At 71.6% G+C, this 26109-nt stretch carries 21 protein-coding genes and 1 pseudogene; 12 read left to right on the plus strand and 10 right to left on the minus strand.

Annotated elements, in window-relative coordinates:
* Positions 1-296: 296 nt before the first annotated feature.
* Both ACZ3UD_RS26470 and ACZ3UD_RS26475 read left to right on the plus strand, forming a co-directional pair.
* Positions 297-1517: pseudogene (locus tag ACZ3UD_RS26470) on the plus strand (IucA/IucC family protein); the annotation flags it as partial.
* 198 nt (positions 1518-1715) lie between these two features.
* Positions 1716-2672 carry a TauD/TfdA dioxygenase family protein gene (locus tag ACZ3UD_RS26475; protein WP_465592664.1) on the plus strand — a complete coding sequence of 319 codons (957 nt, stop codon included), beginning with the start codon at positions 1716-1718 and terminating at the stop codon, positions 2670-2672.
* Positions 2673-2732: 60 nt separating this feature from the next.
* On the opposite strand, the gene ACZ3UD_RS26480 is transcribed toward ACZ3UD_RS26475, so the two are convergent.
* Genes ACZ3UD_RS26480 through ACZ3UD_RS26490 form a run of 3 tightly spaced genes read right to left on the minus strand, consistent with a single transcriptional unit; the run spans position 2733 to position 4839 of the window.
* Positions 2733-3515 carry an ABC transporter permease gene (locus tag ACZ3UD_RS26480; protein WP_465592587.1) on the minus strand — a complete coding sequence of 261 codons (783 nt, stop codon included), beginning with the start codon at positions 3513-3515 and terminating at the stop codon, positions 2733-2735.
* Positions 3512-4159, minus strand: a complete 648-nt coding sequence (locus tag ACZ3UD_RS26485) for an ABC transporter ATP-binding protein (protein WP_465592590.1) — start codon at positions 4157-4159, stop codon at positions 3512-3514. Before ACZ3UD_RS26485 ends, ACZ3UD_RS26480 begins: the two co-directional genes overlap by 4 nt.
* The gene (locus tag ACZ3UD_RS26490; protein ID WP_465592593.1) at positions 4156-4839 is read right to left on the minus strand and encodes a hypothetical protein; all 684 of its coding nucleotides are present in this window, start codon (positions 4837-4839) and stop codon (positions 4156-4158) included. Before ACZ3UD_RS26490 ends, ACZ3UD_RS26485 begins: the two co-directional genes overlap by 4 nt.
* 421 nt (positions 4840-5260) lie before the next feature.
* Here ACZ3UD_RS26490 and ACZ3UD_RS26495 point away from each other — a divergent pair, with 421 nt between their 5' ends.
* Positions 5261-5392: a hypothetical protein gene (locus tag ACZ3UD_RS26495; protein WP_465592596.1), complete on the plus strand. Its 132-nt coding sequence runs from the start codon at positions 5261-5263 to the stop codon at positions 5390-5392.
* A 21-nt stretch (positions 5393-5413) separates the two neighbouring features.
* Here the strand turns inward: ACZ3UD_RS26495 and ACZ3UD_RS26500 are convergent, their stop codons facing one another.
* From ACZ3UD_RS26500 to ACZ3UD_RS26510, 3 genes are all read right to left on the minus strand, one after another.
* The gene (locus tag ACZ3UD_RS26500; RefSeq protein WP_465592599.1) at positions 5414-5788 is read right to left on the minus strand and encodes a hypothetical protein; all 375 of its coding nucleotides are present in this window, start codon (positions 5786-5788) and stop codon (positions 5414-5416) included.
* Positions 5789-6058: 270 nt separating this feature from the next.
* Positions 6059-6454, minus strand: coding sequence for a hypothetical protein (locus tag ACZ3UD_RS26505; RefSeq protein ID WP_465592602.1), 396 nt, complete (start codon positions 6452-6454; stop codon positions 6059-6061).
* A 177-nt stretch (positions 6455-6631) separates the two neighbouring features.
* On the minus strand, positions 6632-7648 hold the full coding sequence (locus ACZ3UD_RS26510) for a zinc-dependent alcohol dehydrogenase family protein (protein ID WP_465592605.1): 1017 nt from the start codon (positions 7646-7648) through the stop codon (positions 6632-6634).
* Between the two features lie 238 nt (positions 7649-7886).
* Here ACZ3UD_RS26510 and ACZ3UD_RS26515 point away from each other — a divergent pair, with 238 nt between their 5' ends.
* A complete protein-coding gene (locus ACZ3UD_RS26515; protein WP_465592608.1) occupies positions 7887-8051 on the plus strand; it encodes a hypothetical protein in 165 nt (54 codons plus the stop codon).
* A 4-nt stretch (positions 8052-8055) separates the two neighbouring features.
* Here ACZ3UD_RS26515 and ACZ3UD_RS26520 read toward each other — a convergent pair whose 3' ends face one another.
* Entirely contained in the window at positions 8056-9210 is a 1155-nt protein-coding gene (locus ACZ3UD_RS26520) for a Rossmann-fold NAD(P)-binding domain-containing protein (protein ID WP_465592611.1), read from the minus strand.
* A 139-nt stretch (positions 9211-9349) separates the two neighbouring features.
* On the opposite strand from ACZ3UD_RS26520, the gene ACZ3UD_RS26525 reads away from it, so the two are divergent.
* From ACZ3UD_RS26525 to ACZ3UD_RS26535, 3 genes are all read left to right on the plus strand, one after another.
* Entirely contained in the window at positions 9350-12904 is a 3555-nt protein-coding gene (locus ACZ3UD_RS26525; RefSeq protein WP_465592614.1) for a hydantoinase B/oxoprolinase family protein, read from the plus strand.
* Positions 12905-13096: 192 nt separating this feature from the next.
* Positions 13097-13900, plus strand: a complete 804-nt coding sequence (locus ACZ3UD_RS26530; RefSeq protein ID WP_465592617.1) for a hypothetical protein — start codon at positions 13097-13099, stop codon at positions 13898-13900.
* A gap of 117 nt (positions 13901-14017) precedes the next feature.
* A complete protein-coding gene (locus ACZ3UD_RS26535) occupies positions 14018-15730 on the plus strand; it encodes a putative Ig domain-containing protein (protein ID WP_465592620.1) in 1713 nt (570 codons plus the stop codon).
* Positions 15731-15831: 101 nt separating this feature from the next.
* Here the strand turns inward: ACZ3UD_RS26535 and ACZ3UD_RS26540 are convergent, their stop codons facing one another.
* The 3 genes from ACZ3UD_RS26540 to ACZ3UD_RS26550 form a co-directional block, all read right to left on the minus strand.
* Positions 15832-18390, minus strand: coding sequence for a collagenase (locus ACZ3UD_RS26540; protein ID WP_465592623.1), 2559 nt, complete (start codon positions 18388-18390; stop codon positions 15832-15834).
* A gap of 176 nt (positions 18391-18566) precedes the next feature.
* Positions 18567-19526 carry a LysR family transcriptional regulator gene (locus ACZ3UD_RS26545; RefSeq protein WP_465592626.1) on the minus strand — a complete coding sequence of 320 codons (960 nt, stop codon included), beginning with the start codon at positions 19524-19526 and terminating at the stop codon, positions 18567-18569.
* 554 nt (positions 19527-20080) lie between these two features.
* Positions 20081-20659 carry a LuxR C-terminal-related transcriptional regulator gene (locus ACZ3UD_RS26550; RefSeq protein WP_465592667.1) on the minus strand — a complete coding sequence of 193 codons (579 nt, stop codon included), beginning with the start codon at positions 20657-20659 and terminating at the stop codon, positions 20081-20083.
* Positions 20660-21342: 683 nt separating this feature from the next.
* On the opposite strand from ACZ3UD_RS26550, the gene ACZ3UD_RS26555 reads away from it, so the two are divergent.
* The 5 genes from ACZ3UD_RS26555 to ACZ3UD_RS26575 all read left to right on the plus strand — a co-directional run bounded on the left by ACZ3UD_RS26555 (position 21343) and on the right by ACZ3UD_RS26575 (position 26104).
* Positions 21343-22728, plus strand: coding sequence for a glycosyltransferase (locus tag ACZ3UD_RS26555; protein ID WP_465592629.1), 1386 nt, complete (start codon positions 21343-21345; stop codon positions 22726-22728).
* Positions 22729-22821: 93 nt separating this feature from the next.
* Positions 22822-23880, plus strand: coding sequence for a DegT/DnrJ/EryC1/StrS family aminotransferase (locus tag ACZ3UD_RS26560; RefSeq protein WP_465592632.1), 1059 nt, complete (start codon positions 22822-22824; stop codon positions 23878-23880).
* 31 nt (positions 23881-23911) lie between these two features.
* Positions 23912-25090 carry a cytochrome P450 gene (locus tag ACZ3UD_RS26565; RefSeq protein ID WP_465592635.1) on the plus strand — a complete coding sequence of 393 codons (1179 nt, stop codon included), beginning with the start codon at positions 23912-23914 and terminating at the stop codon, positions 25088-25090.
* Between the two features lie 32 nt (positions 25091-25122).
* On the plus strand, positions 25123-25317 hold the full coding sequence (locus ACZ3UD_RS26570; protein ID WP_465592638.1) for a ferredoxin: 195 nt from the start codon (positions 25123-25125) through the stop codon (positions 25315-25317).
* A gap of 28 nt (positions 25318-25345) precedes the next feature.
* Entirely contained in the window at positions 25346-26104 is a 759-nt protein-coding gene (locus tag ACZ3UD_RS26575) for a thioesterase II family protein (RefSeq protein ID WP_465592641.1), read from the plus strand.
* Positions 26105-26109: the final 5 nt, after the last annotated feature.

Below are 26109 nucleotides of genomic sequence, written 5' to 3' on the forward strand. Positions count from 1 at the left end.
ACCAGCTGGCCGTTCCAGACATGATGACGGCCGTCGGATGATATTGGTGGCTGATGGATGACTTCGCCCGGAAAGCTGACGCGCTGTCCGTTGCCCCGCTGCTCAACTGCCTCCTGCGCGAAGCGGTCGAACCGTCGGTGCGCACGTCCACCGGTCACACCGTCCACCGCCTGAGTGCCACTGGCCGCCTGCTCCGCGTGCGCACCGGCCACCGGCCCTCCTCGCCCGAACTGTGGACCGGTGCGACCTGGCACGCCCTGCACCACGCCGACCTCGTCGAGGTCGCCGCCCGGGAGATGCGTGCCGCCACCGGGCGCTCCAACCCCGCCCTGGTCGCCGAGGCGACGGCCAGTCGCGCGGCCCTGGGGGCGATCCTCGAAGCACGCGCCCGCGCCACCCCACCCGAGGACCCGTGGCTGCGCTCCGAGCAGGCGCTCGTCATGGGACACCCCTGCCACCCGGCCCCCAAGGCCCGCAGCGGTGGCGGCCCGCCCGCCGCCTGGCTGCGCTACGCCCCGGAGGCGTACGCGCGATTCCCGCTCGTGCTGCTCGGCGTCCGTGCCGACGCGGTGATCGACGAAGGCTGCACCCGCGCCCTCGACTCGCTGGGCCAGGCGCCGCCCGGCTACCGCCTGCTGCCCGTCCACCCCTGGCAGTTCGCCCTCACCCACCACCTGCCGGCCGTGCGCACCGCCTTCGCCGAGGGGCGGCTCGTTCGGCTCGGCAGCACCCCCTGGCAGGCCCGGGCGACGTCCTCGGTGCGCACGGTCCACGTCCCGGGAAGCCCCGAGCGCCCCGGATCGGCCGATCTGTTCCTCAAGTTCAGCCTGGAAGTGCAGATCACCAACGACGTCCGGCGGATGCGGCGGCACGAGCTCCGCCAGGGGCGCCGTACCGACCCGCTGGTCGCTGCCGCCTTCGCGGCCGTGGGCGGCCGGGCGGCCTGGTTGGGTGAACCGGGATACCGTACGGTTCGCGGCCTCGAGGAGACCCTCCCGGTCCTGGTCCGCGACGGCCTGGACGAGCACCTGGCGCCGGGCGCCACCGCGGTACTGACCGCCGCGCTCACCGAAGGCTTCGACGGCAATCCGCTTGATCGCGTCGCCGACCCGCTGCGCTGGTGGGAGGCCTACCTGGGCCACCTGGTCCCGCCGGTGCTGGAGGCGTACGCGTGCCACGGTGTGGCGGTCGAGTGCCACCTGCAGAACACCTTGATCGCCGTGGACGCGGACGGCGATCCCGTCCAGGCCGTCTTCCGTGATGCCGAGGGAGCCAAAGTCGTTCCCGAGACGCCTCGCGAGGCGGCCTGGCGGCGCCTGGTGTACTGCCTCGTCGTCAACAACCTCGGCGAGATCGCCAACACCCTCGCGCACCGCTTTCCCCGGGTGGCGGGCGCGCTGTGGCCGGCCGCGCGGCAGGAGTTCGAGCGGTGCGAGAAGGAGCTCGGCCTCCCGGAGGCGGCGGTGCTGCTGGCCGCGGCCACGGTGCCGGGCAAGGCCAACCTGCTCTCCCGCTGGCTCGACGCGGACGGCACCGAGCCCCGGTTCACGCCCGTCCCCAACCCACTGGCCGCCACTCGGGGTCTTCCCCAGTGGACCGCCTGCGCCGCGCCCGGCCCGCGCGGCGGGGATTCGAAGGGTCCCGGGCCGGGAACCTTGCCTGCCGGGGCAGCGTGGGAGGGCCCGAGACGATCGGATGAGGACAGTGGGGCTGCGGTGGTAGGAGAAGCTGATCGTGCCAGCGGGGTTGAGGTGAACCCGGTCGCGGGACACATTGGAGCGGAGATCACCGGCGTCGACCTGGCGGACGATCTCGATGACGCTGTGATCGCGGCGATCAGGGCGGCGCTGCTGCGGTGGAAGGTCGTCTTCTTCCGGGGACAGCGACTGGACCACGCCGGGCACGTGGCACTCGCCCGACGCTTCGGGCGGCCGATCGTCTGGCCGCGACGCGGCAGCGCATCCCCGCCGGACGTGCCGGAGATCGAGACGACGGCCGATCGACTGGAACTGTCCGGACGGTACGGCATGGACCGGGCGGAGTGGCTTCACCGGCGCAACGACAGCCTGCTGCACCCTTGGCACTCCGACTGGAGCAACCACATCGACCCGCCGGCCGCGACGATCCTGCGGGCCGAGACCGTGCCGCCTTACGGCGGTGACACCACCTGGGCCAACCTCGCAGCGGCCTACGCGGGACTGTCGGCGCCCGTGCGCGACTTCGTGGACGGACTGCGGGCCGAACACCGACTCGGAGTCGGCTACCAGCCGCGGCCCGGCCATGACGCGTACGTCGAGCACCTGCTCGGTCATCAGATGGCCACGGCCCACCCGTTGGTACGCGTCATCCCGGAAACCGGCGAACGCGTACTGTTCGTCAACGGCTTCTACGCCGAGCAGATCATCGGCCTCTCCCGCCCGGAGAGCCGGGCGGTCCTGGAGATGCTGCTGGAGCAGGCGGTCCGCCCCGAATACACGGTCCGGTTTCGCTGGGAGCCGGGCAGCGTCGCCTTCTGGGACAACCGAACCACTGTTCACATGGCCCCTCGTGACGCCGCGCACCTCGACTTCCCGCGGATCATGCACCGGGTGTTGATCGCCGGGGAAGTGCCGACCGGCGTGGACGGCAAACAGTCAGAACCCCTCACTGTCGGCGATCCGGAACGCCGGTGAGGCACCGGCCCTGCGGAGGGGGTGGGCAGAAGCCCGACCAAGGCGGGGACGAACGGGGTGTCATCGTCGGGTCCCGGCGGTGAGCGGCCGTAGCCGGTGGACGTCGTCGAACAGGGCGCGCTCGGCCAGGCGGGCGGCGGTGAGGGCGGCCAGGGCAGCAGCGGAGAGCATCATGTACATCACGACGATCTGGTAGCGGATCGCGGTGAGCGGGTCGACGCCGGCCAGGATCAGGCCGGTCATCGCACCGGGCAGGCTGATCAGCCCGACGGTCCTGGTGGAGTCGACCGCGGGGATCAGCGCCGTGCGCAGGGTCGAGCGGAGGTGGGGCGCGAAGGCGTCGACGGCGGGCAGGCCCAGGGCGAGGCGGGCCTCGATGGCGGGGCGCGCGGTGCGGGCCTCGTCGCGAAGACGCACCAGGACGAGGGTGGTGGCCTGCATCGCGCCGGAGACCACCATGCCACCGACGGGGATCACCACCCGGGCCTGGGGGGCGATGACCCCGAGGGCGAGCAGCACGCCGAGGGTCGCGGCGGAGCCGACAGCGGCCGCGGTGGTGGCGATCGGCAGCGCGTGGGGCATCCCGGCGGAGCGGCCCGCGCAGACGCGCCCGGCCGTGATCACCATGAGCGCGAGCCAGCCGGCGGCTCCGGCCACGCCGGTGTGCTGGAAGACGAAGACCAGGATCGCGCCGACGGCGGCGAGTTGGACGCCGGCGCGGGCGGCGGCAACGGCGATGTCCCGGGCCAGGTGCAGTCGTCGGCGCCACGCCACCGCGATCGCCGGCAGCACCAGGGCGACGGAGGCGGCGACCCCGGCCCAGGTCGGTACGGCCGTGTTCACGTGCCCTTCCGGAGGTAGTCGACACGGTCCGCCGGCCCCGAGGCGACCAGACGTCCGCCGCGCAGGACCAGGACGTGGTCGGCGACCCGGCGCGCCTGCGGCGCGTTGTGGCTGACCAGCACCACCGCGAGCCCGTCCGCGACCAGGTCCTTGATCGTGTGCTCCACCGCCTGCGCACTCTCCGCGTCCAGCGCCGAGGTCGGCTCGTCGAGCAGCAGCACCTCCGGACCGACGGCCAGCGCGCGTGCCAGGCAGACCCGTTGGGCCTCGCCACCGGACAGCCCGGCCGTGGCCCGCTCCAGCATCCCGGCCGGCAGGCCGATCCGCTCCAGCAGCACGGTCGCCTGGTCCTCTTCGAGGTCCGGGCGGCCCACCCGCAGGTCGTCAACGACACGGTCGGTGAGCAGCACTGGCTGCTGGCCGACCAGCCCGACCCGGCGGCGCAGCTCCAACACGTCGAGCTGCGGCAGCGGCCTGTCCCGGAAACGGACGACACCCGACGTCGGCTCAGCCAGCCGGTTCAGCAACCGCAGCAGCGTCGACTTGCCCGCTCCCGACGGCCCGACCAGCGCCGTGCACGCGGCGCCGGGGATCTGCGCCGAGAGGCCGTCCAGCAGCAGTCGCCCGGCGCGGCGCACAGTCACGCGGTCCAGGACGAATGACGGGGGCGCGTCCGCCCTGGGCCTTCCCCGACCGCGGGCGCGGGCGCGAACGGCAATGGCGAAGGGCTCGTCCACGGGCCTCCGTTGCTGGTGGGACGGCGGGCGAGGCCGTGCCGGTGGACACGGGTTCGCCCGGGGCGTGCGGGTCGGGTGGGCAGCGGACGGGCATCCGGAGGTCGTAGCCGCCGAAGACGACGGCGCGGCGGGCCACCAGTTGCGAAGCGAGCGACCTTGAACATCTGCGCGTGGGTCGGGGCGAGGGTGGCGGTGGCGGTGACCTCGGCGAGGACCTGGTCGGCCCGCTCGACGGTCCGCGGGTTGAACGCGTCCTCGATGCCCAGCAGCCGGCCGCCGCCCTCACCACGGCCATCAAGCTCGGCGATCCGCTGCGCGGCGAGGTGGAAGTCGTACCCGGCCGCCAGCCGGATGTCGTGGGCGCCCACGTACCTGAGCTCCTCGACCTCCGGCCGCCAGCTGACCGGCGTGCCGTCGCGGGCCCGGTTCCACCCGTGCGCCAGACGGAGCTTGACCAGGGTGGCCAGGGCGGCGACACGGCGGTTCTGCGGCTGGACGGCGCCGGAAGCGGTGTCGGGCAGACCGGCGGCGGCCGCACCGGCGGCCAGTGCGGCCGCAGTGGCCCGCCTGGTCATGAATCGGTCCATGCGCCTCATCGTGCCGGTCCGACCGCCGGGACCTGTGGTGATCACCACCGCGCCCACTCGTACGGATGACGGACCGCTGTTCACCGCTGACGGGCGGCCCACCGCAGACGGTGGCTGCCCCTCGGTGGGCCTCCCCACCACCGCCGGTCCACGGGGTTGTCCGCGTGAAGCACATGGGCGCCTGAGACTGAGAGAGGACCCTCCCTGGGCAGCGGCTCCAGACGGGGGACAGCGGCAAGGGCCTCCGCTGCTCGCCGCTCGCGCGGGGATGATCCTGCCACCGAAGCTGTCGGCGACTGGTGAAGAACAAGGTTCTGGATCACTTCCGGGCGGCACCGCGCCGGACGCGCTGGGCGGGATCGGGGCGGTGGCGTCGTGGTCGACGGAGACCGAGTTCGCCTTGTCGGGTGGGGAGCGGAAGGTGCGTCCGGATGCGGTGTGGCAGGCCTCGGAGATCGGGGTGCCGAGGCTGATGGTCGAGATCGACCGGGCCACGATGGCCCCGGCCCGGGAGGAGGCGAATGCCTGTCGGGGCTTCCTGGTAGCCCTCTGAAGAGTGTCCAGATATGTGCGGCTATGCCTTCTCTGGCGCGTTGTCGGCAAGCCTGTGGCCTTGGGTGCAGAGCCAGCGCCGGATCGCCTCCGCGTGGCGGATGGCGGTTGCGTGCAGGGCTGGACCGGTCCTCGCGGCGGCGGCCTCGCGACCGATTCGGGCGGCGTCCTGCTCGGCGGCCTCGACGACGGCACTCGCGACCCAGTCGTCGACGACGCCTTCGTTTTTCCACCGGACGAGCCGGTTGCGCGCGGCCCGGTATGCGGCCTGGGCTTCGGCCGCCTGCGTCTGTTGAGCGGCCCGCTCCCAGTACCGCGTGCGGTTGGTGAGGTATGCGTCGATGGCGCTGCGGGCCATGGCGCCGTCCCGCTCGGGATCGTGCTGAGGGCTCGTCATACGGGAAGAATAAGAGAGCGCCGACGGGTCGGCCCGCTGCCCGGCCACGAGTACCGGGAAGTCTCACCGCGCCGTGATCACGCACTCAGCCGGCACGAGCCTCCCTTGCCGACGCCACGCCAGCCCGCTGACCAGCGACTTCAGGCTGGAAAATACTCAATGACGTTGACGCGCCAGGAAGAGCCCAGGGGCGGAGCTTCGCGACGAAGCTCTCCCCTGGGCGTTCCGCTCCCCGGGGGTCGGCCGCTTTCCTCAGCGCCGCCACTCGACTCAGTTGTAGTACAGCCAGATGTCGGCATAGACGCTGGCGTTCCCGTGCGGGAGGATCCGCGCACGGAAGTTGCCGCCGAAGTACTTCCACGGACTGCACGTCTTGTTCTTCGGCCCGTAGTAGTGAGCCGTCCACTGGGTGCCCGAGTCCGACACGAACAGCACGTAGTAGCCGTCGGTCAGGTGGTTGCCCCAGATGTTGAAGCAGATCTGCGCGCTTGAACCCGCCCACGCGCTGGGTGTCGCGCCGACAGTGCCCGAGTACGAGTGGACCCGGAACGGGCCGGACGTGTTCGCCGGCCTCGCGACGGCGGCCGACGCCGGACCGACGGCCGCGGACAACGCAGCGGTCGACAGGACCACCGCTGCGAGGGCGGCAGAGAACTTCCTGCGCATCAACTCTCCTTGTCCGGAGGCCTCAAGAGAGGCCACAGGGACCATTCACCGAGCGAGCAAGGACACCGGCGCTCACGTCGACGAGCGTCCGGCGACTTCAACTTGACTCTAGCCCAAGGGAGATGGCGACACGGCGGCTTCATGACGATTGCCTAGCCGTATCGAGGCGGCCGTAGGTCAGGGCTTGAGGAGGGCCTTGATGGCGCGGCGCTCGTCCATCGCCCGGTATCCCTCGGCGACCCGCTCCAAGGGCAGGGTGAGGTCGAAGACCTTGCCCGGGTCGATCCGGCCGGTCAGGACGTGGTCGATCAGGTCGGGCAGGTAGCGGCGGACGGGGGCGGGTCCGCCGCGCAGGCCGACGTGGGAGAAGAACAGCTCCTGCCCGTCGACGCAGACCCCGTGCGGGACGCCGACGAAGCCGACGCTGCCGCCGGGACGGGCGGAGCGCAGGGCCTGCTGCATGGATTCGGCGGTGCCCACGCACTCCAGCACGCTGTCGGCGCCGATCCCGCCGGTCAGCTCCTTGATCCGGGCTGCTCCTTCCTCGCCGCGCTCGGTGACGAGGTCGGTCGCGCCGAATTCCCGGGCCAGCTTCTGCCGGGATTCGTGGCGGCTCATCGCGATGATCCGCTCAGCGCCCATCGCCTTGGCGGCGATCATCCCGCACAGGCCCACCGCACCGTCGCCGACCACCACGGCGGTCGAGCCGGGCCTCACCTCGGCGGCGTCCGCGGCCCACCAGCCGGTGCCCATCACGTCGGAGACGGCCAGCAGGCCCGGCCAGAACTCCTCACCGGGCACCTCATCGGTGGCGACCAGAGTGCCCTGGGCGTTGGGAATGCGCACGTAGTCGGCCTGGCAGGTGCTCATGAACTCGCGGTGCACGCAGTTCGACGGGAACCCGTTCCGGCAGTTCGGGCAGGTGTTGTCCGAGGTGGCGAACGAGCCGACGACGAACTGGCCGGCGCGCAGGCCGGTGACCTCGCTGCCGACCTCCTCCACGAAGCCGACGTACTCGTGCCCCATCGGATGCGGGTCGCCGATCGGCTCCAGACCGCGATACGGCCACAGGTCCGATCCGCAGACGCAGGTGACGGCGGTGCGGATGATCGCGTCGGTCGGATGGAGGATCGTCGGGTCGTCCAGGGTCTCGAAACGGACGTCGCCGGGGGCATGGATCACTGTTCCGCGCATGAGGGGATTCCTTCGCGTGCCGGGGCGCGCGGTCGTACGGGGCGTACCGGCCGCCGCCGAGTGCGGGTCGGGTGCGCGCTGCGCGTCCTGCCGTCTTCACGGCCGGACGAAGAGCGCCACGTCATCCAGAGAACCCGCTCCCGGGTCGTGCAGCGAGTCACCAGCGAGAGGTGTACCGGCAGTACATCCCTCCCGGGCCCGGGACGCCGCACTCCGGGCCGGCGAGCCACCACCAGGCGTGGGCGACGGCTCCGGCGATCGTCCACAGGGCCAGGGCGAAGAGGCCGCGGACCCGGTCGACATCACCGACCTGGTGCTGCTGTCCTGCTGCTACCGACGGTGCGCCGACCACACGGGGGCGATCGCCCGACACGCCGGGCTGTTCGCGCACGCCACGGTCTGAGGCGTTACGGCAGCCCGGCGACGGCGGTCACGTCCTGCAGGAACCGCCGAGTGGGCTCGTGCCGCACCATGCCCCGGTCGGTCACCAGCATCGGCCCGAGCACCGGGTCGGCCGCGGGCTCCCCGCCCCGTAGCAGGCGGTCGAGCAGTGCGAGCGCGTTGTGGCCGTACGCGAGCGAGGCGGTCGCGGGCACCTGGGCGGCGAGCTCTCCGGCGCCGATGACCGTCACCCCGTCGCCGACCAGCGTGGTGGTGTCCGACCGGACGCCCTCGATGGTGCCGCCCTCCGGGCCGGCCGCCAGGTCCACGAGGACCGAGCCTGCCCGCATCCGTGCCACCGTCGCCGTGTGGAGCAGCACCGGGGGCGTCCGGCCGGGCAGGTCGAGGGCCGTGACGACCACGTCGTGGTGGGCGACGGCCTCGGCGAGGCCGGCCACCCAGGCCGGGCGTTCGTGGTCGAGCGCGTCCCACAGGTCCCGGTCGTCCGCCACCGGGTGGAGTCCGGGCAGGTCCAGCAGTTCGGCGCCCAGGGCGGCGACCGCCGCTCGCTCGCGGTGGCGCGGTTCGACCGCTCGGACGGGCGCGCCCAGGCGGTGGGCCGTGTCGATCGCCTGCAGCCCTGCGTGGCCCGCGCCGACCACCAGCACCCGGACCGGTTCGAACAGCCCGTCCGTGGTGCCCCAGGGCGGCAGGCAGCGGTCCAGCCGGGTGGCGGCCAGCAGGACCGCCCGGTAGCCGGCCGCCCGGCCCTGGGAGGCCCCGGCGTCGAGCGGGTAGGCGGCGGGCAGGTCCGGTGCCAGGTCGAGGCCGATCGCCGTCACCCCGCGGTCGGCCCACTGCCGGACCAGGTACGGGATACGGTGCGGGCGCACCAGCGCGGCCAGTATCCGGCCGGGGCGCAGGTCGCGCACCGGGTCGACGGTCGGCGGGTGGATGCCGAGCAGGACGTCCGCGCGGCGGATCAGTTCGGCCCGTCCGGCCACGGCGGCGCCCGCCCGCAGGTAGTCGCCGTCGTGGTGACCGGCGAGGGCGCCGGCGCCGGGCTCGACCAGGACGGTCGCGCCGAGGCGGACGGCGGCCGGCACCAGCTCGGGCACCAGGGCCACCCGGGGCTCGCCGGGTGCGGTCTCGCGGAGCACGCCTACCGTCGTGGTCGTCATCGCTGCCTCCGTTGCCCCCCGGTCGGCCCGCACGCCCAGTATGTCCCGTTTGGCCGTCGTCCTCGCTCGGCCGGATACTCGTGCACGGGGCTACTCGCGCACCGGGCGACGACACCCGGCACGGCGGAGGGAGCCGGTCATGGCCTCCAGGGGCTGGCAGTTCTGGGTGGACCGGGGCGGCACCTTCACCGATGTGGTCGCGTTGGCCCCGGACGGCCGCCTGCTGACCCACAAGCTGCTCTCGCACGACCCGGCCCGCTACCAGGACCCCGCCGTCGCCGGGATCCGGGCCCTGCTCCCCCCGGGAGCGGACATCGAGTCCGTCCGGATGGGGACCACGGTGGCCACCAACGCCCTGCTGGAGCGCACCGGCGAGCCGACCGCGCTGTGCATCACCCGCGGCTTCGCGGACGCGCTGCGGATCGGCTACCAGAACCGGCCGCAGATCTTCGCCCGCGGGATCACCCTGCCCGAACCGCTGTACGCCCGGGTGGTCGAGGTGGACGAACGGATCGCCGCCGACGGCGAGGTGCTGCGCCCGCCCGACCTCGATCGGCTCGCCGAGGACCTGCGCGACTGCCTGGACGCCGGAATCCGCTCCGCCGCCGTGGTCTGTCTGCACAGCTACCTGCATCCCGCCCACGAGCGCGCGATCGGGTGCCTCGCCGAGCGACTCGGCTTCGACCAGGTGTCGCTGTCGAGCGAGGCGAGCCCGCTGATGAAGCTGGTGCCGCGCGGGGACACCGCCGTCGTCGACGCCTACCTCAACCCCGGCCTGCGCCGCTACGTTCGGCAGGTGGCGGACGAACTGGCCGGTGTCCGGCTGATGTTCATGCAGTCCAACGGCGGGCTGGCGGAGGCCGGGCACTTCCGGGGCAAGGACGCGATCCTCTCCGGCCCGGCCGGCGGCATCGTCGGCATGGTGCGGATGTCCGAACTGGCCGGCCACCAGCGGGTGATCGGCTTCGACATGGGTGGCACGTCCACGGACGTGTCGCACTTCGCGGGCGAGTACGAGCGGGTGGTGACCACTCAGGTCGCCGGAGTGCGGCTGCGGGCGCCGATGCTCGCCATCCACACCGTCGCGGCGGGCGGCGGCTCGGTGCTGCGCTTCGACGGCGAGCGCCTGCGGGTCGGACCGGACTCGGCCGGCGCGGACCCCGGACCGGCCTGCTACCGGGGCGGCGGTCCGCTGACCGTAACCGACGCCAACCTGCTGCTCGGCCGGATCCAGGCCGGACACTTCCCGCACGTCTTCGGCCCGGACGGCGACCAACCGCTCGACACCGAGGTGACGGAGCATCAGTTCGCTCAGCTGGCGAGCGAGATCGGCGATCGTACGGCCGAGGAGACGGCCGAGGGCTTCCTGCGGATCGCCGTGGGCAACATCGCCAACGCGATCAAGCGCATCTCCGTCCAGCAGGGCCACGACGTCACCCGCTACGCCCTGACCACCTTCGGCGGCGCGGGCGGCCAGGTCGCCTGCCCGGTGGCCGAGGCGCTGGGCATCCGCACCGTGCTCGTCCCGCCGATGGCCGGCGTGCTGTCCGCCCTCGGCATCGGCCTGGCCGACACCACCGTGCTGCGCGAGCACGCCGTCGAACGGCCGCTGGCGGAGGAGGAGATGACCGCCGTGCACACGCTCGCCGAGGAGCTGGCGGCAGCGGCCACCGAGCAGCTGCTCGACCAGGGCGTGCCGGAGGATCGGATCCGGCTGACCCACCGGGCCCGGCTGCGCTACCAGGGCACCGACACCACGATCGGCGTCCCCCTCGGCGAACCGGGCGACATGAAGGCCGAGTTCGAGGAGCGCCACCGGGCCACCTACTCCTTCCTGATGGACCGCCCACTGGTGATCGAGGCCCTGGCCGTCGAGGGCACCGGCGTCACCGAGCAGCCGGAACTGGACGCCCTCTCCCCCACCTCCGAGGCCCCGGCGGAGCCCACCACCGTCTCGCTGTACACCCACGGCGAACGACGCCGAGTCCCCCTGTTGGAGCGGGAGTCCATGCGCCCCACGGACACCGTGACCGGCCCGGCCGTGATCGCCGAGGCCAACGCCACCACCGTGGTGGACGACGGCTGGCAGGCCACCGTGACGGAGGCCGGGCACCTGCGGGTGGAACACATCGAGAGCCGCACGGACGAGGCTGTCACCGCCGCCGCCGACCCCGTCCTGCTGGAGGTCTTCAACAACCTCTTCATGGCGATCGCCCAACAGATGGGGGCCCGGCTGGAGTCCACCGCGCAGTCGGTCAACATCAAGGAGCGGCTGGACTTCTCCTGCGCCCTCTTCGACCCGGACGGCAACCTCGTCGCCAACGCCCCGCACATCCCGGTCCACCTCGGCTCGATGGGCACCACCGTCAAGGAGGTGATCCGCCGCCGCGGCCCGAAGCTGCGCCCCGGCGACACCTACGCGGTCAACGACCCGTACCACGGCGGCACCCACCTGCCCGACATCACCGTGGTGACCCCGGTCTTCGACGCGGACGGGCAGAAGGTGCTGTTCTTCGTCGCCTCCCGCGGCCACCACGCCGAGATCGGCGGCATCACCCCCGGCTCGATGCCCGCCGCCAGCCGGGAGATCGAGGAGGAGGGTGTGCTCTTCGACAACTGGCCACTGGTGGTGGACGGGCGGCTGCGCGAGGCCGAGACCGTACGGCTGCTCACCGAGGCGCGGTACCCCTCCCGCGACCCGGACACCAACCTCGCCGACCTGCGCGCCCAGATCGCCGCCAACCGCAAGGGCGTCGACGAGGTCAACGCGATGATCGACCACTTCGGCCTCGACGTCGTCCAGGCCTACATGCGGCACGTCCAGGACAACGCCGAGCAGGCGGTGCGCCGCGCCATCGACGGCCTGACCGACGGCAGCTACCGCTACCAGACCGACTCCGGCGCCGTGATCGCCGTCGAGGTCCGGGTGGACCGCGACGACCGCAGCGCCACCATCGACTTCACCGGCACCTCGCCCCAGCTCGGGAGCAACCTCAACGCCCCCTCCGCCGTGGTCACCGCCGCCGTCCTCTACGTCTTCCGCACCCTCGTCGCCGACGACATCCCGCTCAACGACGGCTGCCTGCGCCCACTGCGGATCGTCGTCCCGCCCGGCTCGATGCTCGCCCCGACCCACCCCGCCGCCGTCGCCGCCGGCAACGTCGAGACCTCGCAGGCCATCACCGGCGCGCTCTACGCCGCGCTCGGTGTCCAGGCCGAGGGCTCCGGCACGATGAACAACCTCAGCTTCGGCAACGAAGACCACCAGTACTACGAGACCATCGCCTCCGGCTCCGGAGCCGGCCCCGGCTTCCACGGCGCCGACGTCGTCCAAACCCACATGACCAACTCCCGCCTCACCGACCCCGAGGTCCTGGAGTGGCGCCTGCCCGTCCTGGTCGAGGAGTTCGCCATCCGCCGTGCCAGCGGCGGCACCGGCCGCTGGCACGGCGGCAACGGCGCACTGCGCCGACTGCGCTTCCGCGAACCGATGACCGTCAGCCTGCTCTCCAGCCACCGCCACGTCGCACCGTACGGCATGGACGGCGGCTCCCCCGGCGGCCTCGGCGCCAACCGGATCCTGCGCGCCGACGGCACCGTCGAGGACCTGCCCGGCTGTGGCAGCGCCGACGTCGAAGCCGGAGACGCCCTGGAGATCCGCACCCCAGGTGGGGGCGGCTTCGGAAGGCTCTAGACGCGTCGTCGGACGGCGGCCGCGGCCGTGGGAGAGCCCCTAGCGAGCCCATGGTGATCAGAGACCGCCAGGACCTTCGACCGCCAGGACCTTCAGTGGGAACTTCGCCGACCTCAGGGGCGGACATACCGACGACGACCCGAACGGTGCCGCATCCTGGCCACACACCGCCGAGCCGAGAGGGAGACGCCCTTGCGTATCACCGACGCCCGCACCGGGCAGCGCACCGAGGTCCGCCCGCACCGGGTCGGGCTCCTGCACGCGATCGTCGACGTCGGCGAGCAGGGCCACCCGTTCGGCCTCGGGGACTTGCGCGCCCTGGTGGCCGGTGACGTACTGGCCCGCACCTGCGAGGCTCTGGGCCTGCAGGTGATCATCGAACTCGTCGTCCCGGACGCCCCCGAGGAGAGGACCCGGGCCCTGCTGGAGGCCTCCGACCAACTCGGCGTCCATCCACCCGCCAGGCTGAGCACACGTCACGATGTGGACGGCTCGGACCGAGCCGCGGTCGACCTCGTCATCACCAGCCGCTCAGCCGTCCGTTCCGACCCGCCGTCCGCGCCGCTCCTGGTCACCGGTCCGGTGACGGGGCCACGCCACCCCCGTCCGGACTCCGGAGCCGAATCCCCGGCCTCGATCACCGTGGACCAGCACGACCCCCTCGCACTGCGCCTCACCTTCCTCGAACACCCCGTCACCGCCCCGATCTGGCTCACCGACGACGACTTGGCGAACGCCGCGGCGAGGCTGGCCCACTGGCGCGCGCTGGTGGCCGACAGCGCCCGCGAGCCGTCCCGCCCACCGGAAGCCGACATGGTCCAGGCGGGCTTCGACGGCCTCGACGAGGAACTGGACGCCCGGGTCGCGGTACGCGCCCTGCACGCACTGGAGGCCCGGGCCACCCTGCCGGACGGCGCCCGTTTCGAGACCTACGTGCGTCTGGACCAGATCCTCGCCCTCGAACTCGGCCGCGACATCGGCCGGATGCCCGGATGAAGTTCTGATTCGTCGCGTTCCGTTCAAGCTCCGCTTACCCCATCATGGGACGGTGTCCCGCGCGCCTACGCGCGTAGCACCGCCCCCTGTACCCCCACGGCACAAGGAGCTTGACCCATGCTCAGACACACTGGCGCCATCCGCCCGCTCGCCCTGGGCGCCGTCGCCTTGACCGTGCTCGCCGGCGCGAGCGCCGTACCCCACCGGGCCGAAGCGGCGACCGTGACGTCCACCGCCACGACCACGCAGCACCGCGTCCTGTTCGACAACAGCAAGGCGGAGACCGCCGGCAACGCGGACTGGATCATCAGCACCAGCCAGCCGGACCCGCTCGGCGAGAACGCCAACCCGCAGTCCGGGACCGACTGGACGGGCGCCATCTCCAGCTGGGGCGTCGCCCTCCAGAAGACCGGCCAGTACAGCCTCAAGACCCTGCCGAGCGGCTCCACCATCACCTACGGCACCGGCGGAGCGCTGGACCTCGCCAACTTCGACGAGTTCGTCCTGCCCGAGCCGAACATCCGGCTGAGCGACTCCGAGAAGACCGCGGTCATGACGTTCGTCCAGAACGGCGGCGGTCTGTTCCTGATCTCCGACCACACCGGCAGCGACCGCAACAACGACGGCTGGGACTCCCCCGCCATCATCAACGACCTGATGACCACCAACTCGGTCAACGGCAACGACCCGTTCGGGCTCTCGGTCGACCTGCTCAACATCCAGACCGACAACCCGACCGCCGTCAACGACGCCACCGACCCCGTCCTGCACGGCCCCTTCGGCACCGTCACCGGCAGCATCATCCGCAACGGCACCACCTTCACCCTCAAGCCCGCCGACAACCCCTCCGTCAAGGGCATCGTCTACCGCACCGGCTACTCCGGCACCACCGGCGCCTTCTTCGCCACCAGCAGCTTCGGCAAGGGCCGGGTCGCCGTCTGGGGCGACAGCTCGGCCATCGACGACGGTACGGGCGAACCCGGCAAGACCGTCTACGACGGCTGGAACGACCCGGCCGGCACCGACGCCGCGCTCGGCCTCAACGCCACCGCCTGGCTCGCCGCCGGCAGCGGCGGCAGCACCACAGGCAGCGTCACCCTCACCAACCCCGGCGCCCGGACGGCCACCGCCGGGACCGCCACCAGCCTCCAGCTCTCCGCCACCGACACGGCCGGCGGAAGCCTCAGCTACGCCGCGTCCGGCCTGCCCACCGGCCTGAGCGTCAACACCGCGACCGGTCTGATCAGCGGTACCCCGACCACCGCCGGGAGCTACTCCGTGACGGCCACCGCGACGGACTCCACCGGCCCGTCCTCCTCCGTCACCTTCACCTGGACCGTCCAGTCCTCCGGCAGCGGCGGCTGCACCGCGGCCCAGCTGCTCACCGATCCCGGCTTCGAGGCCGGTACGACGGCCGGCTGGACGGAGACCAACACCAGCGGCACCAGCACCATCAACAGCAGCTCCAGCGAGCCGCCGCACTCCGGCACGTACGACGCCTGGCTGGACGGGTACGGCAGCACCAACACCGACACGCTCGCCCAGACGGTGACCCTGCCGACCGGCTGCAGCAGCTACACCTTCAGCTTCTGGCTGCACATCGACACCGCCGCGAGCAACACCACCGCCTTCGACACGCTGAAGGTCACCGCGAACGGCACCACCCTGGCGACCTACTCCAACGTCAACGCGGCCGCCGGCTACCAGCAGCACAGCTTCAACCTGTCCGCCTACGCCGGGAAGACCGTGACCCTCAAGTTCACCGGCGCCGAGGACTACACCAAGCAGACCTCCTTCGTCCTCGACGACACCGCCGTCAACGTGGCGTGAACCAAGGCCGGTTGCCCCCTCCCCGCGCGGGGAGGGGGCAACCGGTGCGCGCCGGCGGCCGACGTCGGCGTCGCGCCGCGGGCGCCGGGGCCGGTGCCGGATCAGAACTGGGTGCTGACGGTGACCCCGGAGAAGTCGGTCACGGCGTACAGGCTGACGTAGCGGTAGCCGGCCGTGCTGTTGCTGACCGTCAGGCTCTGGGCGGTGCCGGGGTTGGTCGACGAGGCCGTGAAGGCGCTCGGCGAGGCCCAGGTGTCCGGATCGAAGTAGAGCGCGGCGGTGCCGGTGCCACCGGAGCTGGTGACCTTCAGGGTGGTGGAGCCGGCCGGCAGCCAGAGGTAGAAGTGGGCCGTGTTGCCGGCCGTGGCCGACACGCCGGACCGCGAGCAGTTCTGGCCGAGCGCGTCGGTGCGCGGGTCGGTGCAGGTCGGCAGGGCCGCGCCGGCGGTCACGGTGACCGAGGCCGGGGTGCTGGCGGTCCGGCCGGTGTTGTCGGTCACCGTCAGGGCGACGGTGTAGGTGCCGGCCGCCGCGTAGGTGTGGGCCGGGTTGCGCTGGTCGGAGGTGCTGCCGTCGCCGAAGGTCCAGTGCCAAGCGGTGATGCTGCCGCCGCCGGTCTGCACGGACTTGTCGGTCAGGCTGACCGTGGCGCCGTTGACGGAGGAGCCGAACAGCGCCGTCGGGCCCTGGGCGTAGCAGGCGCCGGCCGCGCAGGCGGTGAGCCAGCTGTCGAAGTCGGCGTCGTAGGAGGTGCCGAGGCCGTTGTAGACCTGGTAGGCGCCCTGGTAGTCACCGGTGCGGAAGTGGCCGAGCATGGTCGAGATCACGTCCGGGTGCTTCTCGAACATGTAGCGGACGGCCAGGTAGCCCCACGGGTAGGTGCGCACCGTGTCCGAGTTGTCGTAGGTGTTCTGGAAGATGGTGCTGAGCTTGTAGGTGTGCTTGGCGGCCTCGGCCATCGCCTGGGTGTCGGTGGTGCCGCGGTAGGCGTACGACTCGTACTCGGCGACGCCCTCGATCCACCAGATGTCCGGCACGGTCAGCTCGTCGCCGAAGGTGCCCTTCATGTCGTAGATGCCGTCGAGGTAGTGGGTGTACTCGTGGTTGAGGTTCCACACGTTGGCCGGGAAGCCGTCGTTCCACGCCTTGCGGTACATCACCGACACCGGCCGGTTGTTCGGGTCGGTCGGATCCATCAGGGTCTCGCCACCGTTGTCGGTGGAGTTGCCGAAGATCGCCCAGGAGTAGGTGAGGTAGTCCGCCTGGGTGGCGAAGACGGCCAGGTCGATGGTCTTGCCGTACGGGTTGGCCGGCCCGCTGTCCTTGACCAGGTTGTGGAAGAAGGTGTCCTCGCCCCGCAGGCTGGTGCAGACCGTGTTCAGCTCGTCCGCGGTCAGGTTCTCGGTCTCGATGGTGCGGTTGTCGCAGACCAGTTGGTTCGGCAGCACGGCCGCGGTCAGCTTGGCGGGCAGGTTGCAGGTGCCGTAGACGGAGCAGTTCGCGGCGTCGTACAGGTTGGCGTCGTAGGCGGTGTGCACGTAGAGCGGGCCGGTCGCGCCGGTGATCGGGGTGACGGCGAGCAGCGCCGCCACCTGCCGGCCGGCCGCGGCCCCGGCGGCGCCCCCGTCGCCTGCGGCGCGACCCAGGTCGTTGCCGGTGTTCACCACCAGGAAGCCGGCCGGGCCGGACGCCATGTCCTTGTGGTCGGTCGCGAACCTGCCCATGGTGCTGAGGATGCTCGGGTCGGCCGCCACGGCGTTGACGAAGGCCGGGTTCCAGTTGCCGCGCCACAGCGGGGCGAACAGCACCGCGTTGACGGCCTTGTCCATTCCGGCGACGGAGTCGTAGGCGCTGGTGTAGCCGGTCAGCACCTTCTTGTAGACGTTCAGGTAGGAGGCCTGCAGGTTGGCGCTGTCGGTCAGCACCAGCGCGTCGTAGAGCACCGGCGCGTTGGCCGCGGTGACGTCCTGCCAGTGGGCGCTGGCGAAGAAGGCGTCGAGGGCCGCCTGGTTGGCCGTGGTCAGGGCCGCGTCGTAACTGCCGACCGAGCCGGCGTTGTTGGACTGCACGTACCAGCCGGCCCGGAGGAAGAGTTCCAGCTGCCAGATGCCGGTCGAGTCGTTCCCGGCGTAGCCGGATGCCAGCGCCCGGTAGGCGTCGGCGACGGTGAGCATCTGCGATTCCTTGAAGGCCTTGCCCGCGTCGCTGCCGGTGAGGTTGAAGAGCGTGTTGACGCAGTCGGGGGTCGAGCCCTCGATGAAGGAGACCAGCGCGCTGCCGGTGCGACTGCCGAAGTCCGCCGGGGTGCAGCTCGCTGCGGCCGTGGTCGCCGAGCGGGGGGCGTTCGGCCGCGCCGCCGGGGCCTGGGTCTTCGGCGAGAGCTGGACGGCGGTGCCGGGCGGCAGGGGGCGCTGCGCCTGTGCCAGCTGATCCGGGGTCAGCGGGGCTGCGGCCGGGCCGAAGGCGTCGGAGGAGGTGCCCGCATCGGAGAGGGTGGCGCCGAGCGGCTTGGGGACGGTCGGCGAGGAGTGTGCGGGTGTCTTGGCGGGGGCCGGCGCGGGGGCGGCGACGGCCGCGGGGGCGGGCAGGAGACAGGCGGCGGTGGCGCAACCGGCGGCGAAGCCGGCCACGAGGGTGCGGAGGGGTATGCGCGGTCGCACGGGTGATCCTTCTGAGTGGGGGTCAAGGTGCACGGGGGACGGACTCACTGGGTGTTGAGGCCGCGTCATGGGGATCCGGGTGAAGCGTGCCACCGGCACGACGCCAATACAATGTGACAGGTCATATGACATTCCCTCGCGGCCCATAACACTGGCCCCGCCCGGTTCCGCGCCGGTTACGGGCGGGCGCCCCAGTAGGTCCGAGCCGCCCAGGCCTGGAAGTGCGGCGAGGCCTCGGCCAGATCCCGGTAGGCCGCGGCCGCGGCTTCGAACAGCGTCTCGACCAGCTCGCCGCCCACCGCCGCGGGCCGCCAGGCGAGCAGGTACCTGGTCCGCAGCGGCGTGCCGGCCAGTGGCTTGATCACCACGGCGGAGAGCGGCCGGGAGGTCGCCTGCACGGTGGAGACGCCCAGACCGGCCGCGATCATGTCCTGGAGTTCCGCCCGGTCGCCGAGGAACTCGTGCACCGTCGCCGGCACGAAGCCCTCGGCGGCGCAGGCGCCGAAGAACACCCCCGGCCAGCCGGCGCCGTCGTCGGGGGTGACGAACCAGGGCTCGCCGGCGAGATCGGCGAGCGCCACCTCGGTACGGCGCCGCAGCCGGTGCCGGGCGGCCAGTGCGACGAAGGTGGGCTCGGTGACGATACCCCGGAGCGCGACGGCGTCCGAGTGCCGCAGCTCCATGCCGGGGTAGTCCACCGCGATCGCCGCGTCCAGGGCGCCCTGCTCCAGCAGCTCGACGATGTCCGAGGAGCGGTAGACGCTGCTCACGGTGATCCGCAGCTCCGGCAGTCGGCTCCGCGCCCTGGCGAGCAGGCCCGGCAGCACCGGCGAGTTGGTGGCGGCGAGCCGCAACTCCCGGCCGGCCGGTGAGACGCCCGCCACCGCCCTTCGCCCCAGACCGTCGGCCCTGGCCAGCACGTCACGTGCCGCGGCCAGCACCTCGACGCCGAAGCCGGTGGGCGCCACACCGGTGGTGGTGCGCTCGAACAGCGGCGCGCCGAGGTGGGCCTCGATCCGGCGCAGCTGGGTGCTGGTCGCGGGCTGCGAGGCACCGAGCACCGCGGCGGCCCGGCCCACGCTGCCGGTGTCGGCAATCGTGCACAACACCCTCAGGTGCCGAAGCTCCAGCTCCACGCGGCGCCCTCCCCCGGCGACGGATCGACCGCCGCACCCATGTGCAATGGCACACGTAACATGTCAGAATCTCGGCCCTCACGATCGCGCTGGACCAGGGCCGCGTCAAGCCCTTGACCGGGCATCGACACCCGGAGGCCGTCCCGGCGGTGACGGACCCTCGGGTGATCCCGTCGGCCCGGGCGCGGGCACACCGAGGCCGGTTCACACCTCTGATCGACGATCGTCCGGAAATCACCGCTTGTCCGCGTGGACGGGTCACCGAAGCATCGACATCACGTTCAAGGTCCACCGGCACCCGATGCCCGGCTCCGTCAGCCGAGCGGCCCGGATCCTGAACCTCGACCCCGCCGCGCGGAAATGCCGGTGGCCCCGTCTCCGCGGGGACGGGGCCACCGGCAACCGCAGCCGCGATCCTCAGCCCCCTGCGGTCCGTTGCTGCCGGACCCACGTCAGGACCTCGGACACCTTGTCCTGCGACCTGGCGTTTCCGGCCCCGCCCGAAGCGGTACGGCGCCAGGCCCGGCCGAGGAGCGTCGCGGTACACCCACCCACTACTTGACGAAGCTCTCCACGACCTTCGGCGGCCAGACCCCGACCTTGAGGGCCCCCATCGAGTAGGCCCGGGAGACCAGTGCGGCGCGGTTGGGGACCCGCAACTTCCGCAGCAGGCACGTCACGTGGTACTCCACGCCCTGACGACTCAGGTACAACCGGGCGGCGAGCGGCACGGTCGAGACGCCGGCCGCGATGCCCTCGAGAATCTTCGCGTCGATCTCGCTCAGCAACTTCTTCTGACCGGCCACGACCTCGGACCCACCCGAGTCCGGACGCCCGTCGGGCATCATCACCAGGATCGACGACTCGTCAGGCAGATCGCCACGCACCATGACGGCGGTGAGCGGGACGGTGAACGTCTCGTCGTGCGGACCGACTGCTATGACGTCGGTGGCGAAGCGGTCACGCCGCCCTTCGATCAGTCCGGAGAACTGACGCAGCAGGGGTTGTTGGACGCTCGGGTGCACGAGGTCGCTGAAGGTACGGCCGCAGAGGTCCGCCGAGGAACGTCCGAACTGCCAGAAGAAGGCCTCGTTCGCCTGCCGGATGGTGAGAGCCCGGTCGAGCTGAGCCATGGTCAGGACGGGCTGTCCGGTCAGCGGATTGCGCTGCGCCCCCGCGACGTCCCCCTGGACGCGGCCGGGCTCGATGCTCCGGACGGCACCGGCCTGATCTGCATAGGAATTCACCACGGAAAGTCGGATCCCTTCAAGGCGCGAGTGCGGTTGGATCTCCTCGGGATGTCCTGGCGCCCTCTCCGGCAGCCTGAGCCGCAGCGAACTCCGCGAGGAAGCACGGATACCGGCCAACACGCCGGTCAACGTCGACCGGCGCCCACCCCGGCCGATTCCGTGGGTGTACTGAGGAGAGGTTAGATGACGATTCCGAATATTCCGGGGCCACGCTTGGAACGAACCGCGAATTGCGGCTGACGGGGATTGAGCGTACCCAAGCCCCCTGGGAAGGAATATATGGGACCCGTCAAGAAGCCGTCCGGTACCCGAACGACGGCAGCCGGGGCCACACCCACGCCTGGAACCGGTGGATCACCCACCGGCGACCGGGCACCGCCCGAGAGAAATCTTGAACGAACCGTTACTTTTTCTCAACTCGCGACTTCCGGTCAAACCGGGACACAAGCGGAGGATCGAGTCGCGACGGCCACCGTTCGGGCCGAGGACTAAGGAATTCCCGGCGCCGGGCGTGAGACCAAGGTGGGGTGCAGTCCCGACCACCGATCCCGCCCCGAGGGAGTCCGATGAGCGCCGCGCAACGGCCGATCCTGTTTGTCAGCCTTCCGGAGAGCGGCCTGCTCAACCCCCTGCTGGTGCTGGCCGGCGAGCTGGCCCGACGGGGTGTGCCCGACCTCTGGTTCGCCACCGACGAGCCCCGGCGCGCCGAGGTCCTGGGCCTCGCGGACCGGTCGGCGGTGGAGTTCGCCTCCCTCGGCGACGTCTTCTCCGAACTGTCCGCGGTCAGCTGGAGCGACGAGGTGTACCGCCGGGTGACTCAGCCCTCGCGGTTCAGGGCACACCGGGCGGTGATCCGTCAGTCCTACCGGCCCGACCTGCAGGCCGAAAAGTACCGCCGGCTCGCGGCGGTGGTGGACAAGTGCGAGCCGGCCCTGATGGTCATCGACTGCGTCAGCTCCTTCGCCGTCGATCTGGCGCTGACCCGGGGCATTCCCTTCGTCCTGAGCGTCCCGTTCCTGCCGAGCAACGTCCTCACCTCGCACAGCCCCTTCGGGCCCTCCTACACGCCGGATGATTTCCCCGTCCCGCATTCCGGCCTGCCCTACCCGATGAGTTTCGGTCAAAGGCTGTACAACCGCCTCTTCAAGTTCCGCACGCTCGCACTGTTCCTCCACCCCACGATGGGGAAGGTGCTTTCCGAGGACGCCCGGCTGCGCAAGGAGCTGGGCCTGCCCAAGCCCAGTCCCATGACCCGGATCGACCGTGCGGAAATGGTCCTCTGCAATTCCGTGCGAGAGCTCGACTATCCGTTCGATATTCCCGGGAAGGTGAAGCTCGTCGGGGCCATGGTCCCGCCGCTGCCGGAGGCCTCGCCGGGCGACGACCCGACCGGCGTCATGGACTGGCTGGATTCGCAGTCCTCCGTGGTCTACATGGGCTTCGGCACGATCACCCGCCTCACCCGGCCGCAGGTCCGCGACCTCGTGGAGGTCGCGCGGCGCCTGGACGGCCGGCACCAGGTGCTGTGGCGGCTGCCCGCCGAACAGCAGCACCTCCTGCCGCCGCGGGAGGAACTGCCGGGCAACCTGCGGATCGAGGGCTGGCTGCCGTCCCAGCTGGACGTGCTGGCCCACCCCAGGGTGGAGGTGTTCTTCACCCACGGCGGCGGCAACGGCTACCACGAGGGCGTGTACTTCGGGAAGCCGCTGGTGGTCCGGCCCCTGTGGGTGGACTGCTACGACCAGGCCGTGCGCGGTCAGGACTTCGGGATCAGCCTGACGCTGGACCGGCCGCAGGACCTCGACCCGGACGACGTCGTGGACAAGCTCACCCGCGTGCTCGGCGACCGTTCCTTCCGCGAGCGGGCCGCCCGCATCGGCGAGGCGCAGCGCGCCGCCGGTGGCCGGTCGGCGGCGGCCGACCTGCTGCTCGGACTACCGGCCCTGGCCTGATCCCTCCCCCGACCGTCCACGAGCCGACCCGCCGTACGCCGATCGCCGTACGACACCCCGTCACGCGACGGCCCGTCCCGAAGTGAGGACCCCATGCCCTTCACCATCCCCGTGTCCCGGCCGAGCCTCGACGGGCGGGAGCTGGAGTACGTCAACCGCACGATCGGTGACGGCTGGATCTCGTCCCAGGGGCCGTACGTCCGGCACTTCGAGGAGGCCTTCGCCGAGTACAACGGCACCGCCCACGGTGTCGCCTGCTCCTCCGGCACCGCGGCCCTGACGTTGGCCCTGCGCGCGCTCGGCGTGGGCCCGGGCGACGAGGTCATCGTGCCGGAGTTCACCATGATCGCCTGCGCCTGGGCGGTGACCTACACGGGCGCCACCCCGGTGTTCGTCGACTGCGCCGACGACTTGAACATCGACGTCACACGGATCGAGGAGCGCATCACTCCGCGTACCAAGGCGATCATGCCGGTGCACGTCTACGGCCGGCGCTGTGACATGACGACGATCATGGAGATCGCCCATCAGTACAACCTGCGGGTCGTGGAGGACTCCTCCGAGGCCCACGGCATCCGGCCGGTCGGCGACATCGCCTGCTTCTCGCTGTTCGCCAACAAGATCATCACAGCCGGTGAAGGCGGCATCTGCCTCACCGACGACCCCCGCCTGGCCGGCCAGCTGGCCCACCTACGGGCCATGGCCTTCACCGCCGACCACAGCTTCCTGCACAAGAAGCTCGCCTACAACTTCCGCATGACGGCCATGCAGGCCGCCGTCGCCGTCGCCCAGACCGAGCGCCTGGACGAGTTCCTCGCGGCCCGCAAGGAGATCGAGCGGCGCTATGACCAGGGCCTCAAGGACGTCCCGGGGATCACCCTGATGCCGCCCCGGGACGTGCTGTGGATGTACGACCTGCGGGCCGAACGCCGCACCGAGCTCCGGGAGTTCCTGACCGCCGAGGGCATCGAGACCCGGCTGTTCTTCCAGCCGATGAGTCGCCAGCCCGGCTACCTCGACCCGGCCTGGCCGAGCCTCAACGCGACCCGTTTCGCCGCCGACGGCCTCTACCTGCCCACCTACACCACCCTGACGACCGCCGACCAGGACCGCGTGATCGAGCGGGTCCGCGCGTTCTACGGCATGCCCTGAAGCGCACCGCACCCGAGGGAGACCCGACGAAATGACGAGCGCCGAACCGCGGGTGGTCGAGTTCCCGCTGCGCAGGCCCGGCGAGGCCTTTCCGCCGCCCCGCTACCAGGACTATCGCGAGCAGCGGGGCCTGGTGGTGTGCCACCTGCCCAACGGGAACCGGGTGTGGCTGGTCACCCGGCACGAGGACGTCCGCGCCGTCCTGACCGACCGCAGGATCAGCTCCAACCCCGACCACCCGGGCTTCCCCAACATCAGCCAGACCATGGGCGTGCCCCGCCAGGAGCAGATACCCGGATGGTTCGTCGGCCTGGACTCGCCCGAGCACGACCGCTTCCGCAAGGCTCTCATCCCCGAGTTCAGCGTCCGCCGCGTCCGGGAGCTGCGGCCCGCCGTCGAGCAGACCGTGGACCGGTGCATCGACACCATGCTGGCCGCTGGCGACGAGGCCGACCTGGTCGCCGACTTCGCGCTGCCCGTCCCGTCACTGGTCATCTCGGCACTGCTCGGGGTGCCGCCGGTCGACCGGGACTTCTTCGAATCCCGCACCCGCACCCTCGTCGCGATCCGCGCCTCCACCGACGAGCAGCGCGACACCGCCTCGCGCGAACTGCTGCGCTACATCAACCGGTTGGTCGCCATCAAGCAGAAGTGGCCCGGTGACGACCTGATCAGCCGGCTGCTGGCCACCGGCGCGATCGAGCCCCAGGAGATGTCCGGGGTGCTGATGCTGCTGCTCATCGCCGGGCACGAGACCACCGCCAACAACATCGCGCTCGGCGTGCTCACCCTGCTGGAAAACCCCCGATGGATCGGGGACGACCGGGTCGTCGAGGAGACGCTGCGCCTCCACTCGGTGGCCGACCTGGTCTCCCTGCGAGTCGCGACCGAGGACGTCGAGATCGCCGGCCAGTTGATCCGGGCCGGAGAGGGCATCATCCCGCTGGTGGCCGCGGCCAACCACGACGAGCGGGCCTTCGCCTGCCCGCACGCCTTCGACCCGGCCCGCACCGAGCGCCACCACGTGGCCTTCGGCTACGGCGTCCACCAGTGCCTGGGCCAGAACCTGGTCCGGATCGAGATGGAGACCGCCTATCGCAGGCTCTTCGAGCGCATTCCGGGCCTGCGCCTGGCGGTGCCGGCCGAGGAACTGCCGTTCAAGTACGACGGCGTGCTGTGCGGCCTGCACGCGCTGCCGGTCCGCTGGTAGCCCCGCCCACGACACTGCCCCAGGAGATCTTCATGCGCGTCACCGTCGACACCGCGCGCTGCGTCGGCGCGGGCCAGTGCGTGCTCAACGCCGGCTCCGTCTTCGACCAGGACCACGACGGCGTGGTCGAACTGCTCGACCCCGCCGCGGCCGACGAACACCCGGACGCGGTCGAGTTGGCCGCCACGCTCTGCCCGTCCGGCGCCATCACCGTCCACCGGGACTGAACCCCACCACCGAAAGAGGACCGAGCCCATGACCAGCCCCGGCACGTCGAGCACGCTCTGGCTGCGCCGCTTCCACCCGGGAGCCGACCGACCCGTGCGCCTGGTGTGCTTCCCGCACGCCGGCGGCTCCGCCAGCTTCTACCACCCCGTCTCCGCGGCCCTCGCCGACGACACCGAGCTGATCGCCCTGCAGTACCCCGGCCGACAGGACCGCCGTCTGGAGCCCTGCATCGAGGACATCGACACCCTCGCCGACCGGATCACCGAGGAACTGCTCACCCTGGATGATCGTCCCACCGTCTTCTTCGGCCACAGCATGGGCGCCGTCCTCGCCTTCGAGACCGCCTGGCGTCTGGAGCGGAAGGGCACCCACGCACCCCGGGCCGTCATCGCCTCCGGTCGGCGGGCACCGTCCACCACCCGGACCGAGAACGTGCACCGCCAGGACGACGAGGCGGTCATCGCCGAGCTCAAGCTGCTCAACGGCACCAGTGCCCAACTGCTCGGTGACGATGAGATCCTGCGCATGGCCATGCCCGCGATCCGCGCCGACTACCGCGCCATCGAGCACTACACCTGCGGGCCGGAGCGCGTTCTCGCCTGCCCGGTCACCGCGCTCACCGGAGACGCCGACCCGCGGACCACCATCGCCGAGGCCCGGGCCTGGCAGGACCACACCACCGGCGCCTTCCGACTGAAGGTCCTCCCCGGGGGCCACTTCTTCCTGGCCGAGCAGCAGGCCGCGGTCCTGCGGGAGATCGCCTCCGCACTCGCCGCGCTCCGCTGACCAAC

The sequence above is a fragment of the Kitasatospora sp. NPDC023118 genome (assembly GCF_055560875.1).